The organism is Streptomyces sp. NPDC025273, from assembly GCF_040638585.1.
Classification (GTDB): Bacteria; Actinomycetota; Actinomycetes; order Streptomycetales; family Streptomycetaceae; genus Streptomyces; species Streptomyces cinereorectus.
Genome location: NZ_JBEZYP010000019.1, coordinates 35,554 through 52,768 on the forward strand (window position 1 = coordinate 35,554; position 17,215 = coordinate 52,768).

At 72.5% G+C, this 17,215-nt stretch carries 20 protein-coding genes; 7 read left to right on the forward strand and 13 right to left on the reverse strand.

Features of this window, described 5'->3' with window-relative positions; translation table 11 throughout:
- Nucleotides 1-12: 12 nt before the first annotated feature.
- The 3 genes from AB0F38_RS26095 to AB0F38_RS26105 all read right to left on the reverse strand — a co-directional run bounded on the left by AB0F38_RS26095 (nt 13) and on the right by AB0F38_RS26105 (nt 2,484).
- Entirely contained in the window at nt 13-684 is a 672-nt protein-coding gene (locus AB0F38_RS26095; protein ID WP_361898067.1) for a lysoplasmalogenase, read from the reverse strand.
- On the reverse strand, nt 681-1,571 hold the full coding sequence (locus AB0F38_RS26100) for a sterol desaturase family protein (protein WP_361898069.1): 891 nt from the start codon (nt 1,569-1,571) through the stop codon (nt 681-683). Before AB0F38_RS26100 ends, AB0F38_RS26095 begins: the two co-directional genes overlap by 4 nt.
- A gap of 193 nt (nt 1,572-1,764) precedes the next feature.
- Nucleotides 1,765-2,484: a VIT family protein gene (locus AB0F38_RS26105; protein WP_361898071.1), complete on the reverse strand. Its 720-nt coding sequence runs from the start codon at nt 2,482-2,484 to the stop codon at nt 1,765-1,767.
- Nucleotides 2,485-2,627: 143 nt separating this feature from the next.
- On the opposite strand from AB0F38_RS26105, the gene AB0F38_RS26110 reads away from it, so the two are divergent.
- The 5 genes from AB0F38_RS26110 (at nt 2,628) to AB0F38_RS26130 (ending at nt 7,428) form a co-directional block, all read left to right on the forward strand.
- Nucleotides 2,628-3,626, forward strand: a complete 999-nt coding sequence (locus AB0F38_RS26110; protein WP_361898073.1) for a DEDDh family exonuclease — start codon at nt 2,628-2,630, stop codon at nt 3,624-3,626.
- A gap of 80 nt (nt 3,627-3,706) precedes the next feature.
- The gene (locus AB0F38_RS26115; protein WP_361898076.1) at nt 3,707-3,940 is read left to right on the forward strand and encodes a hypothetical protein; all 234 of its coding nucleotides are present in this window, start codon (nt 3,707-3,709) and stop codon (nt 3,938-3,940) included.
- Nucleotides 3,941-4,009: 69 nt separating this feature from the next.
- Nucleotides 4,010-4,804 (forward strand): SURF1 family protein, encoded by a 795-nt coding sequence (locus AB0F38_RS26120; protein ID WP_361898079.1) that lies wholly within the window; start codon nt 4,010-4,012, stop codon nt 4,802-4,804.
- Between the two features lie 70 nt (nt 4,805-4,874).
- On the forward strand, nt 4,875-6,668 hold the full coding sequence (locus AB0F38_RS26125) for a glycoside hydrolase family 15 protein (RefSeq protein WP_361898081.1): 1,794 nt from the start codon (nt 4,875-4,877) through the stop codon (nt 6,666-6,668).
- Between the two features lie 4 nt (nt 6,669-6,672).
- Complete coding sequence (locus AB0F38_RS26130) at nt 6,673-7,428, forward strand: SDR family oxidoreductase (protein ID WP_361898084.1); 756 nt, start codon at nt 6,673-6,675, stop codon at nt 7,426-7,428.
- Between the two features lie 18 nt (nt 7,429-7,446).
- Here AB0F38_RS26130 and amaP read toward each other — a convergent pair whose 3' ends face one another.
- From amaP to AB0F38_RS26155, 5 genes are read right to left on the reverse strand one after another with little or no spacing between them, the layout of a single operon-like run.
- Nucleotides 7,447-8,025, reverse strand: a complete 579-nt coding sequence (gene amaP, locus AB0F38_RS26135) for an alkaline shock response membrane anchor protein AmaP (RefSeq protein ID WP_361898087.1) — start codon at nt 8,023-8,025, stop codon at nt 7,447-7,449.
- 5 nt (nt 8,026-8,030) lie between these two features.
- The gene (locus AB0F38_RS26140; RefSeq protein ID WP_361898090.1) at nt 8,031-8,717 is read right to left on the reverse strand and encodes a DUF6286 domain-containing protein; all 687 of its coding nucleotides are present in this window, start codon (nt 8,715-8,717) and stop codon (nt 8,031-8,033) included.
- Nucleotides 8,714-9,055, reverse strand: coding sequence for an Asp23/Gls24 family envelope stress response protein (locus tag AB0F38_RS26145; RefSeq protein ID WP_361898093.1), 342 nt, complete (start codon nt 9,053-9,055; stop codon nt 8,714-8,716). Before AB0F38_RS26145 ends, AB0F38_RS26140 begins: the two co-directional genes overlap by 4 nt.
- Nucleotides 9,052-9,243 carry a hypothetical protein gene (locus tag AB0F38_RS26150; RefSeq protein WP_361898096.1) on the reverse strand — a complete coding sequence of 64 codons (192 nt, stop codon included), beginning with the start codon at nt 9,241-9,243 and terminating at the stop codon, nt 9,052-9,054. Before AB0F38_RS26150 ends, AB0F38_RS26145 begins: the two co-directional genes overlap by 4 nt.
- A 32-nt stretch (nt 9,244-9,275) precedes the next feature.
- A complete protein-coding gene (locus AB0F38_RS26155; protein ID WP_361898098.1) occupies nt 9,276-9,767 on the reverse strand; it encodes an Asp23/Gls24 family envelope stress response protein in 492 nt (163 codons plus the stop codon).
- 102 nt (nt 9,768-9,869) lie between these two features.
- Between AB0F38_RS26155 and AB0F38_RS26160 the strand changes: the two genes are divergently transcribed.
- Nucleotides 9,870-10,619, forward strand: a complete 750-nt coding sequence (locus tag AB0F38_RS26160) for a hypothetical protein (protein WP_361898101.1) — start codon at nt 9,870-9,872, stop codon at nt 10,617-10,619.
- 6 nt (nt 10,620-10,625) lie between these two features.
- Here AB0F38_RS26160 and AB0F38_RS26165 read toward each other — a convergent pair whose 3' ends face one another.
- From AB0F38_RS26165 to AB0F38_RS26175, 3 genes are all read right to left on the reverse strand, one after another.
- Complete coding sequence (locus AB0F38_RS26165; protein ID WP_361898104.1) at nt 10,626-11,417, reverse strand: enoyl-CoA hydratase/isomerase family protein; 792 nt, start codon at nt 11,415-11,417, stop codon at nt 10,626-10,628.
- A gap of 155 nt (nt 11,418-11,572) precedes the next feature.
- The gene (locus tag AB0F38_RS26170; RefSeq protein ID WP_006123601.1) at nt 11,573-11,794 is read right to left on the reverse strand and encodes a helix-turn-helix domain-containing protein; all 222 of its coding nucleotides are present in this window, start codon (nt 11,792-11,794) and stop codon (nt 11,573-11,575) included.
- 357 nt (nt 11,795-12,151) lie between these two features.
- On the reverse strand, nt 12,152-13,750 hold the full coding sequence (locus tag AB0F38_RS26175) for an ABC-F family ATP-binding cassette domain-containing protein (protein WP_361898107.1): 1,599 nt from the start codon (nt 13,748-13,750) through the stop codon (nt 12,152-12,154).
- Between the two features lie 358 nt (nt 13,751-14,108).
- Between AB0F38_RS26175 and AB0F38_RS26180 the strand changes: the two genes are divergently transcribed.
- A complete protein-coding gene (locus AB0F38_RS26180; protein ID WP_361898110.1) occupies nt 14,109-14,519 on the forward strand; it encodes a VOC family protein in 411 nt (136 codons plus the stop codon).
- Between the two features lie 27 nt (nt 14,520-14,546).
- Here the strand turns inward: AB0F38_RS26180 and AB0F38_RS26185 are convergent, their stop codons facing one another.
- The gene (locus AB0F38_RS26185) at nt 14,547-15,851 is read right to left on the reverse strand and encodes a hypothetical protein (RefSeq protein WP_361898313.1); all 1,305 of its coding nucleotides are present in this window, start codon (nt 15,849-15,851) and stop codon (nt 14,547-14,549) included.
- 185 nt (nt 15,852-16,036) lie between these two features.
- Nucleotides 16,037-17,167 carry a hypothetical protein gene (locus AB0F38_RS26190; protein WP_361898112.1) on the reverse strand — a complete coding sequence of 377 codons (1,131 nt, stop codon included), beginning with the start codon at nt 17,165-17,167 and terminating at the stop codon, nt 16,037-16,039.
- Nucleotides 17,168-17,215 lie beyond the last annotated feature (48 nt).

A 17,215-nucleotide genomic window follows, 5' to 3' on the forward strand; every position in this document is an offset into this window, starting at 1 on the left:
TCCTCGCTCGTGTCAGATTCTGATACCTCCGTCACGGTACGCCCCGGGGGCGGCGCCGGTGGAGTTCCTGCGATCTCCCAGCGCCCCCAGGGTGAGCAGGTACTGCGCGGCCAGGTAGGTCAGCATGATCCAGAAGTCGTGGACGGGCAGCTGCGGCCAGTGGGCGATCCCGGTCGCGATGAGCGCGTCGGAGAGCAGGAAGAGCGCGCCGCCGAGTGCCGCGTACCGGCCGAGGGAGCCGGCCCGCCAGGCCATCGTGGTGAGGAGCAGGCTGTAGCCGGCCAGTGGGATCCGCAGTTCGCCCGGCAGACCGGGCCACAGGAGCACGACGAAGGTCACCAGGAGGGCGGCGTACGCGAGTCCGGCCGGCAGCGAGGCGCGGGCCCGCCCGAAGAGCCACAGGTAGCAGACGTGGCCGAGGGCGAAGGAGCCCATCCCGGCGAGGAAGGCCGCGTCCGCGCCGGGCATCAGCAGCACGTCCCCGCCCCAGCCGAACAGCAGCGCGGCGATGAGTGGCCGCGGGCCGCCCCGGGCGGCGGCGTAGGCGGCGAGCAGGGGCATCAGCAGCGGCTTGGTGACCAGGTGGGCGGCGTCGGCGCCGGCCAGGAGCCCGGCGAGGTGGAGGGCGGAGACGGCGAGGAAGGCGACGAGCAGCGGGCGGACGAGCCCTGCGCGGGGACTCATCCGGCACGCTCGGCGGTCGCGCGCGGCGGCCGGGCCGCGGCGCGGGCGGCCCGGCCCGCGGGCTGCCATCCGGGCCCGCGGAAGATCCGGCCCGCCCGCTCGCTCCAGGTGGCCGCCGCCCTCACGTCGCGGGCGATGGCGGCGTACTCGTGGGTCGCGACGCGGAGCGGGTTGTGGGTGGCGATGTTCTTCGTGAGGCCGAAGACGGGCCGCTCGGTCTCGGCGGTGAAGGAGCCGAAGATCCTGTCCCAGACGATCAGGATCCCGCCGAAGTTCCGGTCCAGGTAGCCGCCCTGGGAGGCGTGGTGCACCCGGTGGTGCGAGGGGGTGTTGAGCACGTACTCGAGGGGCCGGGGCAGCTTGTCGATCCGTTCGGTGTGCACCCAGAACTGGTAGACGAGGTTCACGGAGGAGCAGAAGGCGAGCGCGGCCGGGTGGACCCCGCAGGCGATGAGAGGGACGTAGAAGGGCCAGACGGTCAGCGAGGTCCAGGGCTGCCGCAGCGCGGTGGTGAGGTTGAACTTCCGGCTGGAGTGGTGGACCACGTGGCAGGCCCAGAGGATCCGGATGACGTGGTGGCCGCGGTGGGACCAGTAGTAGAAGAAGTCCTGGGCGAGCAGCATCAGCAGGACCGTCCACCACAGGACGGGGACGCGCAGCGGGGTCAGTTCGTGGACCGCGGCGTAGATCGCGACGACGGGTATCTTCCACAGCAGGTCGAAGGCCAGACTGCCGAGCCCCATGGTGACGCTGGTGGCGGCGTCCTTGGCGTCGTACCCGGCAGCGTCGTCGTCCGGGTGAAGCCGGTGGACCACCATTTCGAGGACGGTGAGCAGGACGAAGGCCGGGATCGACCACAGCACGACATCGGGCAGGTTCGGCTCCATGCCAGCACCGTAGGGCCGCCGGCGGGCCAGGGCTAGACGTTGTTACCGACAAGTATGCGAGACCTGCTGTCAGCAGCCTTCGGCACATTCCACCGACCGGGGGCGGGAACGCCTGCGCACGGGGCTCTCACCCCGGCCGCCGCGGGACGAACTGCCGGGCCGGTGCGGTGCCCGCGTGCCCGGGGGCCCGTCCTCACACCCCCGCGGCTCCCAGCAGCACCCCGGCCCCGTACGTCACCGCCATGGCCACCGCTCCCCCGGCCGTGTTCCGCAGCACCGCACGCTTCGCCGGCGCCTCGCCGAGCCTCGCGCTCCACCAGCCGGTGAGCGCGAGGGCCGCGAGCACCGCCACCACCGTGACGGGCAGTCGCAGCGGGACGGGCGGCAGCACGATGGCCAGCAGGGGCAGCAGGGCACCCACCGTGAACGCCAGGAAGCTCGCGCCCGCCGCATGCCACGGGTTGGTCAGTTCGTCGGGGTCGATGCCCAGCTCGACCTCGGCGTGGGCACGCAGCGCGTCGCGCTCGGTGAGCTGGACGGCGGCCTCACGGGCGACTTCGCCACTGAGCCCCTTCTCCTTCAACAGCCCTGTCAATTCCACGAGTTCGGCCTCAGGAGTATCCTCCAGCTCGCGCTTCTCCGTGGCCAGCGCGGCCTCCTCCGAATCGCGCTGGGTGGACACCGACACGTATTCACCGGCCGCCATCGACATGGACCCCGCGAGCAGCCCGGCCAGGCCCGCCGTGAGCAGGGTGCCGCGGTCATCGGTGGCCCCGGCGACCCCGACGACGAGGCCCGCGGTGGAGACGATGCCGTCGTTGGCGCCGAGGACCGCCGCCCGCAGCCAGTTGAGCCGGGTGCCGAGTCCGCCCTCGTGGGGTTCGTCGTGGGTCTGCGCCTGTGTCTCCGTCACCCCAGGAGCGTCTCACCGCACCCGCTCCGGGCGCATCCCGACCCGCCCTCCGGGCACCGCCGGCCAACTGCTCGGGGCCCACCACCGGTTCGCTGATCCGTACCGCCCGAATAGGGAGCTGTCAGTCACGGCCCGTATTCTCTGTGACCATGCTCGACGACCGTCAGACCGCAACGCAGTGGCCGGCCGCCTACCCCGAGGGGTACGCGGTCGTCGACGTGGAGACCACCGGACTCGCCCGCGACGACCGGATAGTGTCCGCCGCCGTCTACCGCCTGGACGCGCGGGGCGACGTCGAGGACCACTGGTACACGCTGGTCAACCCCGAGCGGGATCCGGGACCGGTCTGGATCCATGGACTGACCAGCGACGTCCTGGCGGGCGCGCCGCTCTTCCCGGAGGTCGCCGCACAGCTGTCCGCGCGGCTCGCCGGGCGGGTGCTCGTCGCGCACAATGCCGCGTTCGACTGGTCGATGCTCGCCCGGGAGTACGCGCGGGCGGCGGTCACCGCACCCGTCGAGCAGCGGCTGTGCACCATCGCCCTCTCCAAGGAGCTCCGGCTCCCGCTGCCCAACCACAAGCTGGAGTCGCTGGCCGCGCACTTCGGCGTGGTGCAGCAGCGCGCACACCACGCGCTGGACGACGCGCGGGTGCTGGCCGAGGCGTTCCGGCCGAGTCTGCACGCGGCGGCCCGGGACGAGCTGAGGCTGCCACTGCTGGAGTGCCGTCCGCTGACCGAGTGGTACGACTCGCCGGTCACCCCGCGCATCGGGCATCAGCCGTCGCACGGCCAGAACAGCTGGCGCCCCTCACGCAAGCGCCCCGCCTGCCCGTACCCGAACCCGGGGCGGTACGAGTCGGACAAACCCCTCATGCAGGGCATGCGGGTGGCGTTCTCCGGGGACACCTCGATCGACCGCGAGCTCCTGGAGGACCGCGCGGTGGAGGCCGGCCTGCATGTGGCCACCAGCGTCTCCCGGCTGACGAGTCTGCTCGTCACCAACGATCCGGACGCGGCGACCTCGAAGACGGTGAAGGCGAAGTCGTTCGGCACGCCCATCCTGGAGGAGAGCGCCTTCACCCATCTGTTGAGGGACGTGGCTCCGGCCAGGACCGCCTCCGTGCCCCCGCAGTCCCCCTGAGCGTCGCATCGGAGTGAACCCGGCGCGACTCGCCCGGCATCCGCTCGCCCGCCGCCGCCGCGCGTCCCACCCTGTGGCGCATGGCACGTTGTGAGGTTTGCGGAAACGACTACGGGATGTCCTTCGAAGTGCACGCGCAGGGCGCGGTGCACGTCTTCGACTGCTTCGCCTGCGCCATTCACCGCATGGCGCCCATCTGTGAGCACTGCCGGGTCCAGGTCATCGGCCAGGGCGTCGAGGCCGACGGCCACTGGTACTGCGGCGGCCACTGCGCCCGCGCCGAGGGAGAGGCGGGCATCGTGGACAAAGTGTGACGGGACGAGCCGGGCGCACGGGGGACCCCTCCGTGCCGCACCCCATGACCCCGGTTGTACGGTCATGGGGTGTACCGCTTCCTGTTGACCCGGCAGTGGGTGATTCTCACCCTCCTCGTCCTCGTCCTGATTCCCACGATGGTCGAGCTCGGCTTCTGGCAGCTGCACCGGCATGAGCACCGGGTCGAGCAGAACGCGCTGATCACGAAGAACCTGGAGGCCGATCCGGTCCCCGTGGACCGTCTCACCTCGCCGGGCCACACGGTTCCCCGCTCCGACTACTGGCGGGCGGTGACGGCCACCGGCACGTTCGACACCGCGCACGAGGTGGTCGTACGGCGCCGTACCTCCCGGGACGAGAGCATCGGCGTGCTCGTCCTGACCCCGCTGGAACTCAAGGGCGGCGGCACGGTCCTGGTCAACCGCGGCTGGATCCCGGCCGCTGCCGACCAGATGGCCTTCCCGGAGGTCCCGGCCCCGCCGGAGGGCGAGACGACCGTCACCGGCCGTCTCAAGGCCGACGAGACGACAGGCGCCAGTGGCATCAAGGACCTGGAAGGTCTGCCGGACCGCCAGGTCATGCTCATCAACAGCTCCCAGCAGTCACAGCTGCTCGGCCGGCCGGTCCTGGGCGGCTATCTCGAACTGACCGGCCCCGAGCCGGCCGACGGCAGCCCCGAGACGATCGCGGCTCCCGACGACAGCTCCATCGGCTCCCACATGGCCTATGCCGTGCAGTGGTGGCTCTTCGCCGCCGGGGTCCCCGTCGGCTGGGTCATCCTCGCCCGCCGCGAGAAGCACGACCTCGAACAGGCCGCGAAGGACGCCGGGACGGCCGGACAGCCGGAGCCCGCGACCGCCTGACGCGTCACACCGGCGTGTTGCACACGTTCCCGCTGCTTAGCCACGGCCCGGTTCGGGAAGACGCCAGAACGTGACCCCACGCATCGAGGACTACGCCCTCATCGGTGATCTGCAGACCGCCGCACTGGTCGGCAGGAACGGTTCTGTCGACTGGCTGTGCCTGCCCCGCTTCGACTCGGGCGCCTGCTTCGCGGCCCTGCTCGGTGACGAGGACAACGGCCACTGGCGCATCGCCCCCCGGGGCACGGACAGCACGGACACCTGCACCCGGCGCGCCTACGTGGACGACTCCCTGGTCCTGGAGACCTTCTGGGAGACCCGGACCGGGACGGTCAAGGTCATCGACTTCATGCCGCAGCGCGACGAGTCACCCGACATCATGCGGATCATCGAGGGCGTGAGCGGCAGCGTCGACATGAGCTCCGTCCTGCGGCTGCGCTTCGACTTCGGCTCCGTGGTGCCGTGGATGCGCCGCTCCCACGGCCACCGGGTGGCCGTCGCCGGCCCCGACTCGGTCTGGCTGCGCAGCGAGCCGCCGGTCAAGACGTGGGGTCAGCAGTTCAGCACCTGTTCCTCGTTCACGGTCTCCGAGGGCGAGAAGGTGGCGTTCGTCCTCACCTGGCACCCCTCGCACTCCCCGCGCCCGAAGCTGATCGATCCGTACAAGGCGCTCGGGCACACCCTGGACGACTGGGCGCAGTGGTCGGCGACGTGCACGTACCGGGGCAGGCACCGGGACGCGGTGCTCCGTTCCCTGATCACCCTGAAGGCGCTCACCTACGCACCCACCGGCGGCATCGTCGCGGCCCTGACGACGTCGCTGCCGGAGGAGATCGGGGGCGTACGGAACTGGGACTACCGCTACTGCTGGCTGCGGGACTCCACCCTCACGCTCGGCGCCATGATCTCGGCCGGCTACCTGGAGGAGGCCGCGGCCTGGCGGGACTGGCTGCTGCGCGCCGTCGCGGGGGACCCGGCGGCCCTGCAGATCATGTACGGGCTCGCGGGCGAGCGCAGACTTCCCGAGACGGAGCTGCCGTGGCTCAGCGGCTACGAACAGTCCCGGCCGGTCCGCACGGGCAACGCGGCGGTGCGTCAGCGGCAGCTCGACGTGTACGGCGAGGTCATCGACTCGCTCAGGGTGGCCCGCGAGGCGGGGCTCGGCAACAAGCCGCACGCCTGGAATCTGCAGCTCAGCCTGCTCGGCTTCCTGGAATCGACCTGGCGCGATCCCGACGAGGGCCTGTGGGAGATCCGCGGGCAGCGCCGCCACTTCGTCCACTCCAAGATCATGGCCTGGGTCGCGGCCGACCGCGCGGTGCGCAGCCTGGAGGAGGACCCGCAGCTGCCGGGCGACGCCGACCGCTGGCGGGCGATGCGGGACGCCGTGCACGCGGAGGTCTGCGAGAAGGGCTACGACCCCGTGCGCAACACCTTCACCCAGTACTACGGGTCCCTGGAGCTGGATGCCTCGACGCTGCTCATCGTACGGACCGGCTTCCTGCCACCGGACGACCCGAGGGTCATCGGCACGGTCGACGCGGTACGGCGCGAGCTCGCCCGCGACGGTCTGATCCGCCGGTACAGCACCGAGGGCGCGTCCGTGGACGGTCTCCCGGGCGACGAGGGGGCGTTCATCGCCTGCTCCTTCTGGCTGGTCGACGCGCTGCTGCGGACGGGCCGCGAGCAGGAGGCGGAAGAGCTCTTCGAGCGGCTGCTGGACCTGCGCAACGACGTGGGCCTGCTGGCCGAGGAGTACGACACGGTGACCCGGCGCCAGCTCGGCAACTACCCGCAGGCGTTCAGCCACATCGGGCTCGTGAACAGCGCGGTCGACCTCGCCCGGGAGGACGCGGCAGGATAGGGCCATGGATCTTGGACTGAAGGACCGTGTGTACGTCGTCACCGGTGCCACCCGCGGACTGGGCAACGCCACCGCGCACGCTCTCGCCGCGGACGGCGCGAAGGTGATCATTTCCGGCCGGGACGAGAAGGGGGTCATGGCGGCCGCCGCCGCACTGGGCCCGGACGCGGTCGGTCTCGTCGCCGACAACGCCGACCCGGCGGCCGCACAGCGTCTGGTGGACACCGCGAAGGAACGCTTCGGCAGGCTGGACGGCATCCTGATCAGCGTCGGCGGCCCCGCCCCCGGTTTCGTGGCCGACAACACGGACGAGCAGTGGCGGTCCGCCTTCGAGTCGGTCTTCCTCGGCGCCGTACGTCTGGCCCGTACGGCGGCCGCCGCGCTGGGCGAGGGCGGTGTCATCGGCTTCGTCCTGTCCGGGTCGGTGCATGAGCCGATCGCCGGTCTGACCGTCTCCAACGGACTGCGCCCCGGCCTCGCCGGCTTCGCCAAGTCCCTCGCCGACGAGCTGGGACCGCGCGGCATCCGGGTCGTCGGCGTCCTGCCGTCCCGCATCGACACGGACCGCGTGCGCGAGCTCGACGCGCTCTCCGGGGACGCGGAGGCCTCCCGTACGGCCAACGAGGCGCGCATCCCGCTGCGCCGCTACGGCACCCCGGAGGAGTTCGGGAAGACCTCTGCCTTCCTGCTCTCCCCCGCGGCCTCCTACCTGACGGGCATCATGGTGCCGGTCGACGGCGGCGCCCGCCACGGATTCTGAGGGCTGCCGGGCAGGTCCTCAGCTCACCCGCTCCGCGCGGTGCTTGACCGCCCTGAGCCGGACCTCGGCCGGCAGCTCGTCCAGGCCCGCCGAGGTCCGTGCGTGGGCCAGCGCCCCGTCGGCGAGACCGCGCAGGGCCTGCTCCGGGGCCGCGTGCGGCTCCATCAGCAGCCGGATCCGGGCCTGCGGCGCGGTGCGCCTGCCGGTCAGTCCGACCTTGGCCTCGGACACCCCGTCCAGGGTGCCGGCCTCGCGCCCGAGCACGCTCTCCAGGGCCTTGCCCCGCAGCAGCGCGCCCTCGCCGTCGCCGCTGTCGATCAGCACCTCGGCGAGGCGCGCGCGGCGCAGCTGGGCGAGGAGCCACCACAGGGCGAGGACCACCAGGACGGCCAGGACGGCGATGACGGTGGGCCACCACCAGCCCTCGTCCCGCCACCGGTACCGGTCGGCCCTGCTGAGCAGCACGTCGTCCTTGCCGTCGAAGGGCCACCAGGAGGGTACGGAGAGGCCGAGCCCCGTCGCGAGGACGGCGCCGCCGACGACGAGGAGAACCAGCCCTGCCAGGCCGAGCAGTACCCGGTTGACGGTCCCGATCACGCGGCTCACCTCTTCTTCGCCGGACGGCGGACGTGCACGGACAGGCCGGGCGGTCTCGCCAGCCCGAGCTCTCCGAGACCTCTGCTCAGCACCGTGTCCAGGTCCGCCCGGACGTCGTCGATTTCACGGAAGTGCGAGAGGGCCCGCACGGTCGCCTTGCGGCGCCCCATCCTCACCCGTACGGACTGCACGCCGGACACCTCGACGGCCCGGTCCCGCAGGACCAGGGCGGCGGCGGTACGGTCGAGTCCGGCCCGGACACCGGCGTGGTCGCGGCGCATCGGCAGCAGCGCCCGCAGTCCGGGGGTGAGGGCCAGGAGGAGCAGCCAGAGGCCGAGGGCCGCCGCCGCCGCGGAGCCGGCGAGCACCCAGACGTCGTCGAGGTGACGGCTCGCCAGGTCGTCTGCCAGGGTGCGCCGCCACTGCATCGCCGGATGGTCGGCCCGCACGGCCGCCACGTCGTAGAGGAGGAGTCCGGCGCCACCGAGGACGACCAGGGCCACCAGGGCGGCGGGAATCCGGCGCGGGGACCAGAAGCGGCCCGCCCGCCCGCCGGGGCGGTCGAGCACGGGGGCGGGTTCGTAGGAGGAGCCCGACGCGGACTGGTCCATCGTGCGCACGTCACCGTCCGGCTCGGGCCCGGTCGTGGGCAGGCGCCGCGTGCTGTCCCCCGGGTCGTGGGGCTCACTCATCGGATGCTCCCCTCCGGTGCGCCCGCTCCCGCGGGGTGCAACCGCTCGACCTGCACCGCCACTTCGGGCACCTCCATCCCCGCCAGTGCTTCTACCCGCTCGGTGACACGCCGACGCACCGCCCGGCACTGACGGCCGATGTCGCAGGGGTAGCCGAGCTCCAGACTGACCCTGACCCGGGCGGTGTCCCGGTGCACGGTGACCGTGGCGTGCGGCGCGGCACCCGCCTCGGGGCGCTCGTCGACCGCTTCCTTCGCCGCCTGCGCGGCGATCTTCGCGACGACCCGGTCGGCGATCCGGGTCTCTCCGCGCTCCGCGGCGGCGACTGCGCCCGTCATGGGCGCCGGTCGCCGCGCCGGCGGCTCCGGAAGAAGTCGCCGGGTTCCAGGTCTCCCTCCAGGAACCGGCCGGCGATGAAGCCGACCGCGCCCAGCGCGGCCACCAGCAGAAAGGCCCCGAAGCCACCGAAGTATCCGGCGAAACCGAGCGCCATGCCGGCCAAGAGGCCGACCACAGCCATGCTCATCGTGTGCTCCTCAACTACCTCGGGTGGGCGTTCTACTGGAGACGCGGCTCGGGCTCCGGCTCGTCGTCGTCCTCGTCGGGCAGTTTGACGTCGCTGACGGCGATGTTGACCTCCACCACTTCGAGGCCGGTCATCCGCTCGACCGCCGCAATGACGTTCTCGCGCACGTCGCGTGCCACGTCGCTGATCGACACGCCGTAGTCGACGACGATCTCCAGGTCGATGGCCGTCTGCGATTCGCCGACCTCCGCCTTGACGCCGCGGGTCACGGACTTGCCGCCGGGGACGCGGTCGCGCACCGCTCCGAAGGTGCGGGAGAAACCGCTGCCCATCGCGTGGACGCCGACGACGTCACGCGCCGCCATTCCGGCGATCTTCTCGACCACGCCGTCGGCGATGGTGGTGCGGCCGCGGGTGCCGGGGTCTCCCCCGCCACGCCTGGCGAGCGGGCTCTTCCTGCCGTCCTCCCCGCCGGACACACTGCTCGGGTTGTCGGGCCGGTTCCGCTCCGGGGTCTCGCTCATCGCCGCTCTTCCCTTCGTGGGCAGGTTGGACTGCTGGACTTCCGTCGCCCACATTAGGTGCGCTTGCCCCGTCTCGCGCCGTGGATGCGGCAGGCTGGGGTGATGACAACGGCTGACAGCCCGGACCGGGCCGAAGGATGGACCGCCGCGGTACGCCAAAGACTCGGCCTGGGCCGACTGCTCCCTTTGGGCGGCACCGCGGACGGTGCCTGGATCGCCGAACGGGCGGCGGCAGAGGTGCTGCGGGACGCCGCGACGGGCTCCGGCACGGTGCTGGAGACGCTCAGGATCACCCTGGCCGACGCGGACGGCGCTCCCGCGCCGGTGGTGCCCGGGCCGCCCAGCGCGCTGCCGCCGGGTCCGCTGCGGATCGAGGCGGAGTTCTCGGCGACGGCACGCCGGCCCCTGCCCGCCACCGCCGAGGCGCTGCGGTCGGCACTGCTGACGGCGGCGGGCGAGCGCCTGGGATTGGTGGTCGCCGAGGTGGATCTCCGGGTGACGGAACTGCTCGACGAGGAGCCCGCGCGTGGTGAGCGGTCCCCGGCCGAGGTGCGGGAGGTCCTGCCGGACGGCGTCGCCGCGACGACGGCCGCCGCGGTGCCCGGGGTCGTCTCGCTGACCCGGGTGCTGGGCAGCGCGGTGCGGTCCGGCGCCGGGCACGTCCAGGTGGAGCTGGCGACGGCCGGGGACCACCGCGCGCTCGACGTGGCGCGGGCCGTGCGCGAGGCGGTGACCGCAGCGGTGCCCGGCAGCCCGACGGTGACCGTCCTGGTCACGGCGGTGGTGGGCCGGGACCGGCTCCGCCCCCTGCACGAGGGCGGGGGGCGGGGCTTCCCGTCGGCCGGTCCGTGACGCCGGTCAGTCCGTGACGCCGGCGAGGTCGCGCAGCCTGCGGCCCTGTGCGGCACGTTCGGCGGTGCGCTGCTCCTCGTACGTACGGGAGGCGGCGCCGCTGAGGAGTGCCTTGGTCTCGACGACCGCGTCACGCGGGGCGGCGAGCAGTGCGGCGGCCAGGTCGCGGGCCGCCCCGTCGAGCTGGCCGGCGGGGACCACGAGGTTGGCGAGGCCGGTGCGCTCGGCCTCCTCGGCGTGTACGAAGCGGCCGGTGGCGCAGATCTCCAGCGCGCGGGCGTACCCGACGAGGCTCACCAGGGGGTGGGTGCCCGTGAGGTCGGGGACGAGTCCGAGGCTGGTCTCGCGCATCGCGAACTGCACGTCCTCCGCGGCGATCCGCAGATCACAGGCGAGGGCGAGCTGGAAGCCGGCCCCGATCGCGTGCCCCTGGACGGCGGCGATCGACACGATGTCGTTGCGGCGCCACCAGGTGAACGCTTCCTGGTACTCGGCGATGGTCGCGTCGAGCTCCTGCTCCGAACCGCGCGCCATGTCGAGGAAGGACGGCTCACCGTCGAACCCCTCGGGGCTGAACGCCTGCCGGTCGAGGCCGGCGGAGAAGGACTTGCCCTCGCCGCGCAGCACGACGACCCGCACGTTGCCGGGCAGTACCCGTCCGGCCTCCGCCAACGCCCGCCACAGAGCGGGAGACTGAGCGTTGCGCTTGGCCGGGTTGGTGAGTGTCACCGTGGCAACCGCGTCATCGACGGTGAGCCGTACGCCGTCCTTGTCGAGCACAGAGTCGAGCGAGGTCATGGGGTGCCTCCGGATCGGGTGCAGTCAGCACTTACTGGCAAGTAACTGAACTGAACAGTAACCACCCGGACGACCTCATGGCCGACCGGGTGGCCCCCGGTGTTCCGGTGAGCCCCAGGGGCGGATGCACACCCGCCCCGGACCGCTGCCCGCCGTCAGGCCGAAGCGGCCTTCTTGCCTCGAGTCGCTCCGCCGCGTCCTCGCAGCGTGACTCCGGACTCACTGAGCATCCGGTGGACGAACCCGTAGGAGCGGCCGGTTTCCTCGGCCAGCGCCCGAATGCTCGCACCGGAGTCGTACTTCTTCTTCAGGTCTGCCGCGAGCTTGTCGCGCGCGGCGCCGGTCACCCGGCTGCCCTTCTTCAGAGTCTCGGCCACCCGTGCCTCCTCAAGGAAGTGCGCTCTGGACTCTCATGATCACCCCTACCGGGCTTCCTGGCCACCCATTCGGCAAGGTCCGTACGACCGGTTACGGCGCCCTGGAGCGGTCCGACACAAGCGGAATCGAGAATTCTGAGGGCTCTCGGGGACACACGGGACGGGTGCTGGGAAGAACCGCCAGGTCAGGGCCGTACGGAGATGCGGGCTCCGGACACGCGCCGGCCGGCAGGTATGCACCGGCCGCCGCGCCGGGGTACGAGACCCGTTCACCCAGATGATGGATCACACATGGGCCGAATGATCCATACACGGTGGATCACCCGGCGCCGAGGGCTCAGGACGCCTCCCGCGGGATCAGGCGAGGGCGACCAGGTCCCGGTAGTCCGCACCCCACAGGTCCTCGACCCCGTCGGGCAGCAGGATGATCCGCTCCGGCTGGAGAGCCTCGACCGCGCCCTCGTCGTGGGTGACGAGGACGACCGCGCCCTTGTACGTCCGCAGGGCCCCCAGGATCTCCTCGCGGCTGGCCGGGTCCAGGTTGTTGGTCGGCTCGTCCAGGAGGAGCACGTTGGCGGAGGAGACGACCAGGGTCGCCAGGGCGAGCCGGGTCTTCTCACCACCGGAGAGCACGCCGGCGGGCTTGTCGACGTCGTCCCCGGAGAACAGGAACGAACCGAGCGTCTTGCGGACCGCGACGAGGTCGAGGTCGGGCGCCGCGGAGCGCATGTTCTCCAGGACCGTGCGCTCCGGGTCGAGCGTCTCGTGCTCCTGCGCGTAGTAGCCGAGCTTGAGGCCGTGACCCTGGATGATCTCGCCCGTGTCGGCCTTCTCGGCACCGCCGAGGAGACGGAGCAGGGTGGTCTTGCCCGCGCCGTTGAGGCCGAGGATGACGACCCGGGAGCCCTTGTCGATGGCGAGATCCACATCGGTGAAGATCTCGAGCGAGCCGTACGACTTGGACAGGCCCTCCGCCATGAGCGGGGTCTTGCCGCACGGGGAGGGGTCGGGGAAGCGCAGCTTGGCGACCTTGTCCGAGACCCGGACGGCCTCCAGGCCCGAGAGCAGCCGGTCGGCGCGCTTGGCCATGTTCTGGGCGGCGACGGTCTTGGTCGCCTTGGCGCGCATCTTGTCGGCCTGCGCGTTGAGGGTCGCGGCCTTCTTCTCGGCGTTCTGACGCTCGCGCTTGCGGCGCTTCTCGTCGGCCTCGCGCTGCTGCTGGTAGAGCTTCCAGCCCATGTTGTAGACGTCGATCTGCGCCCGGTTGGCGTCGAGGTAGAACACCTTGTTGACCACGGTCTCGACGAGCTCGACGTCGTGGGAGATCACGACGAAGCCGCCGCGGTAGCTCTTGAGGTAGTCGCGCAGCCAGACGATCGAGTCGGCGTCCAGGTGGTTGGTGGGCTCGTCGAGGAGCAGGGTGTCGGCGTCCGAGAACAGGATGCGCGCGAGCTCGACACGACGGCGCTGACCACCGGAGAGCGTGTGCAGCGGCTGGCCGAGCACCCGGTCGGGCAGGCTCAGGGCGGCGGCGATGGTGGCGGCCTCGGCCTCGGCGGCGTATCCGCCCTTGGTGAGGAACTCCGTCTCCAGGCGCTCGTAGCGCTTCATGGCCTTCTCGCGGGTGGCGCCCTTGCCGTTCGCCATCCGCTCCTCGTTCTCCCGCATCTTGCGCAGGATCTCGTCGAGCCCGCGGGCGGAGAGGATGCGGTCGCGGGCCAGGACGTCGAGGTCGCCGGTGCGCGGGTCCTGCGGGAGGTAGCCGACCTCGCCGCCGCGCGTGATGGTGCCGCCGGCCGGGGTCCCCTCACCCGCGAGGCACTTGGTGAGGGTGGTCTTGCCCGCGCCGTTGCGGCCGACGAGGCCGATGCGGTCGCCCTTGGCGATACGGAAGGAGGCGGACTCGATGAGGATGCGGGCGCCGGCACGCAGCTCGACGCCGGAAGCGGTGATCACGGAAAAACTCCAGGGCGGTATGGACGGCGGAGGGACTTACGGGTCACGACTCGACGCCGTCTAATGCACAAGGAGAATTGCCATGAGGCCCATTCTAACGGCGGTGTCCACCTGCTACTCCGCGTGCTCCGGTCCGTCACCGCACCCCCGCGGCAGGCCACATGAAACGGCGTACTGCACGGCCCCGGCCGATACGCGGCGGGCCCGCTGCCACCGGATTCCGCACGGGCGGTCCGAGCCGGTGCGACACGTTCCGCGTATCGGCGCCCCGTGCGGGCGCGCGTCGGCGGTACCCGGTGGAAGACTGAGACGCAGATCACCACGAACCCGCGGACGACACAGGAAGAGGGTGTGCGCGATGGCCGGCGCAGGCGGTGTACCGACGATCTTTCCGACGGTCCTGTACGAGGACGCGAGGGCCGCGGTCCGGGTGCTGACCCAGGCCCTGGGGTTCACCGGGGAAGCAGTGTACGAGGGCGACGACGGCAGGGTGCTCCACGCGGAGCTGTCCTGCGGCAACGGCAGGGTGATGCTCGGCTCCAAGGGGGGCGAGGGCGTGTTCGCCCAGGCGATGACGGGGGCGGGGCCCTCGGGCGTCTATGTGGTCGTGGAGGACGTGGACGCGCACCACGCGCGGGCGGTGGAGCACGGCGTGGAGATCCTGATGCCGCCCACGGACCAGGACTACGGCTCGCGCGACTACCTGGCACGGGACGCGGAGGGCAACGTGTGGAGCTTCGGGACGTACTCCCCGGGGGCCGCGGGCTGACCGCGTCCCCCGGGGGCCGTTCAGCGACTACACGCCGCCGGTGTGCACCTGGAAGGCCGCGCGGCGCACGGCCTTGGCGAGGGCCGGGTCCGGGTGGGCGGCCGCCAGGGCGACCAGCACCTGGACGGTGCGCGGGTGTCCGATGGCTCTGACCTCGTCGAGCAGCGCGGGGACGGTGCCCTGGACGGCGGAGTCGAGATGGCGGACCAGCAGTCCCGTCTCCCCGTGATCGGCCACGGCGGCCGCCGTGTCGACCCAGAGCCAGGTGGCTTCCTCGCGGCTGAGGACGTCCTGGGCGTCGTCCGGGTCGGCGCCCTCGTACTCGGCGAGCCAGAGCAGGGCGTACGGGCGCAGCGGCGGTTCGCTGACGACGGAGCGCACCACGGGTTCGGCGGGGGCGCCGACGACGCGCAGCGCCTCGAACGCGAGGCCGCGCAGCAGGGCGTCCTCACCACGGGCGACGGCCAGGAGTTCGGCCACGGCGCTGCCGACGGTCCGGGCGGCGAGCCAGGCGCGGTACTCGGCGCGGGCGGGGCCCGGGGTGAGCCGTGCGCAGCCGAGCAGCATGTCGGCCGCGGACTGCTCGATGTTGCCGGCCGGACTCTGGGCGGCGACGCAGATCTGCTCCAGCTTGACCCAGACCGCCCAGTTGCCGAGGGGGGTGAGGGTGGCGTGTCCGGCCCCGAGGGTGAGGGCGCCGACGGCCGCGAGGCCCTCCAGGGCCCAGTCGAGCAGCAGCGCGTTCAGATCCGCGGGCTGCCCGGCGGCGGGACCGGGGCCGGGCTGCTGCCCCGGCCCGTACGGCACCTCGCAGCGCTCCTCGTGGAGTTCCGCGACGCGCTGGCCGAGGAGGTCGAGGAGGGCGGGCACCGTGACGGGTCCGGCCGAGAGCTGCAGGAGGGAGAGCACCTGGGGTACGGCCTCGACGGCTTCGGCGACCGCGGTGGCCTCGATGCCTTCCGGCGCCGCGTGGACCAGCGACCAGGCGTCGAAGAGCGCCACCCAGCCGCGGAGCACGGCGGAGTCGTCACGGTGCCAGGCGCGCAGCCGCCAGCCCGGGCGGGCGGTGTCGCCGTGGAGTTCGATGAGACCTGCGAGCCTGGCGCGGTCCCAGCCGGCCTGCACCTGGGCCGGGGACACGTCCAGCGCCGCCGCGGCCCGTTCGAGGGCCTGTGCGGCGAGCGGGGAGGCACCCGGGCTCGCGCCGTCGGCGGCCCAGTGGGCGATCCGTACGGCGTCGGCCAGTACGGCCCTGGCCTGGCGGGCCAGTTCCGCGGGGGGCGGTGTGCCCTCGGGTGGACGGGGGGCCGGCCTGGTGCGCCGGGTGGTCACGGCCTTGCGGGCGGTCGCCTGGGGTCGCGGGCGGACAAGTCGCAGCCTGGAGTCGCGCGGGGTACGGGACGTCACGAGGAGCAGTCTTGCCTCTGACGGCCCGAAAGCCCAAACGGAAGCCGGATCGCCGGCGTACGGGAGGGTCCTCGGCCCGGTCGTCAACGGGTCCGATCCACCCCATCACCTCACATCAGGGGCGTGAGGAAGCGTCTGAGTGCCTCTTCGTAGCCGTCCGGGTCGGCATTCCACATCGCCGCATGCGGAGCCTGCGGTACGGGGTGCAGTGTGACCAGGTCGGGGCGGCGCTCGGCAAGGTCACGGGACGGCTGCCAGGGGGCCAGGGTGTCGTCGGGACCGTGGAAGATCAGGGTCGGGGCGTGCAGGGCCGTAGGAAGCGAGGTGTCCAGGAGCGGCGCGCCGTACAGCCCCGTCCGGCCCTGGGCCGCCCGGACGGCGAGGGGCAGCAGCGCGGCGGGGACGCCGCGGGCGGAGGCCAGGGCGCGCAGGGTGGTTTCCCAGTCCAGGACCGGGGAGTCCAGGACGAGGCCCCTGATGCGGTCCCGGAGGGCGGAGTTGACGGCGGCGTGCAGGGCCATGGAGGCACCGCAGGACCAGCCGTGGACGATGACGTTCTCGGCCCCGTAGCGCACGGCGTAGCGGATGGCCGCGTCGAGGTCGCGCCATTCGGACTCGCCGAGGTGGCCGAGTCCATCCGGGGAGCGGGGGGCGCCGGCGTCGCCGCGGTAGGCCAGGTCGAGCACGGGGAGCTGCTGTTCGTGCAGGAATCCCAGCACGTTCAGGGGGTGTTCCCGGGTGGTGCCGAGGCCGTGCACGGTGATCACCCAGGTGTCGCGGGCGCCGGGTACGAACCAGGCGGGCAGGAAGCCCAGCTCACCGGGGATCTCGACCTCCTTGTACGCCAGGCCGAGGGCGCCGAGCGGGTCGCCGGTGTGGAGCCACGGGGTCATGCGGACCTTGGTGCCCCGTTCCAGGCTGCCGCGGTCCACGCGTTCCAGTCTCCGTACGACGGTGTCGGCGGAGCCCTCCGGCGCCTGTTCGGTCACCGGTCCGACGACGGCGTGGACGTCGCGGCCCGCCAGTCCGTACGTGCCGGGGCGCAGGGCGGCGAAGGAGCGGGTCAGGGTGACCTGCCCGGCCGCCGTGGCGTGCACGGTGAGTCTGCGGTCTCCGGGGAAGGGGTGGGGCGACGGGGCGCCGAGGGCGGCGTCGCTGGCGTACCGGCCGGCCGCGACCGCTGCCGCTCCGACGCCGAGGATCGTGGTGACGGCTGCTGCCGTCGCTGTTGCCGGGCGCACGGCTCCAGTGTCCCGGGCCGTGGCGCGGGCTGCCAGCGGGACGGGGCC

Excerpts from the sequence above, each read along its gene's own strand:
- AB0F38_RS26095 (WP_361898067.1), bottom strand. The coding sequence starts at position 684 with ATGAGTCCCCGCGCAGGGCTCGTCCGCCCGCTGCTCGTCGCCTTCCTC.
- AB0F38_RS26100 (WP_361898069.1), bottom strand. The coding sequence starts at position 1,571 with ATGGAGCCGAACCTGCCCGATGTCGTGCTGTGGTCGATCCCGGCCTTC.
- AB0F38_RS26115 (WP_361898076.1), top strand. The coding sequence starts at position 3,707 with ATGGCACGTTGTGAGGTTTGCGGAAACGACTACGGGATGTCCTTCGAA.
- AB0F38_RS26130 (WP_361898084.1), top strand. The coding sequence starts at position 6,673 with ATGGATCTTGGACTGAAGGACCGTGTGTACGTCGTCACCGGTGCCACC.
- AB0F38_RS26140 (WP_361898090.1), bottom strand. The coding sequence starts at position 8,717 with ATGAGTGAGCCCCACGACCCGGGGGACAGCACGCGGCGCCTGCCCACG.
- AB0F38_RS26145 (WP_361898093.1), bottom strand. The coding sequence starts at position 9,055 with ATGACGGGCGCAGTCGCCGCCGCGGAGCGCGGAGAGACCCGGATCGCC.
- AB0F38_RS26150 (WP_361898096.1), bottom strand. The coding sequence starts at position 9,243 with ATGAGCATGGCTGTGGTCGGCCTCTTGGCCGGCATGGCGCTCGGTTTC.
- AB0F38_RS26155 (WP_361898098.1), bottom strand. The coding sequence starts at position 9,767 with ATGAGCGAGACCCCGGAGCGGAACCGGCCCGACAACCCGAGCAGTGTG.
- AB0F38_RS26160 (WP_361898101.1), top strand. The coding sequence starts at position 9,870 with ATGACAACGGCTGACAGCCCGGACCGGGCCGAAGGATGGACCGCCGCG.
- AB0F38_RS26165 (WP_361898104.1), bottom strand. The coding sequence starts at position 11,417 with ATGACCTCGCTCGACTCTGTGCTCGACAAGGACGGCGTACGGCTCACC.
- AB0F38_RS26180 (WP_361898110.1), top strand. The coding sequence starts at position 14,109 with ATGGCCGGCGCAGGCGGTGTACCGACGATCTTTCCGACGGTCCTGTAC.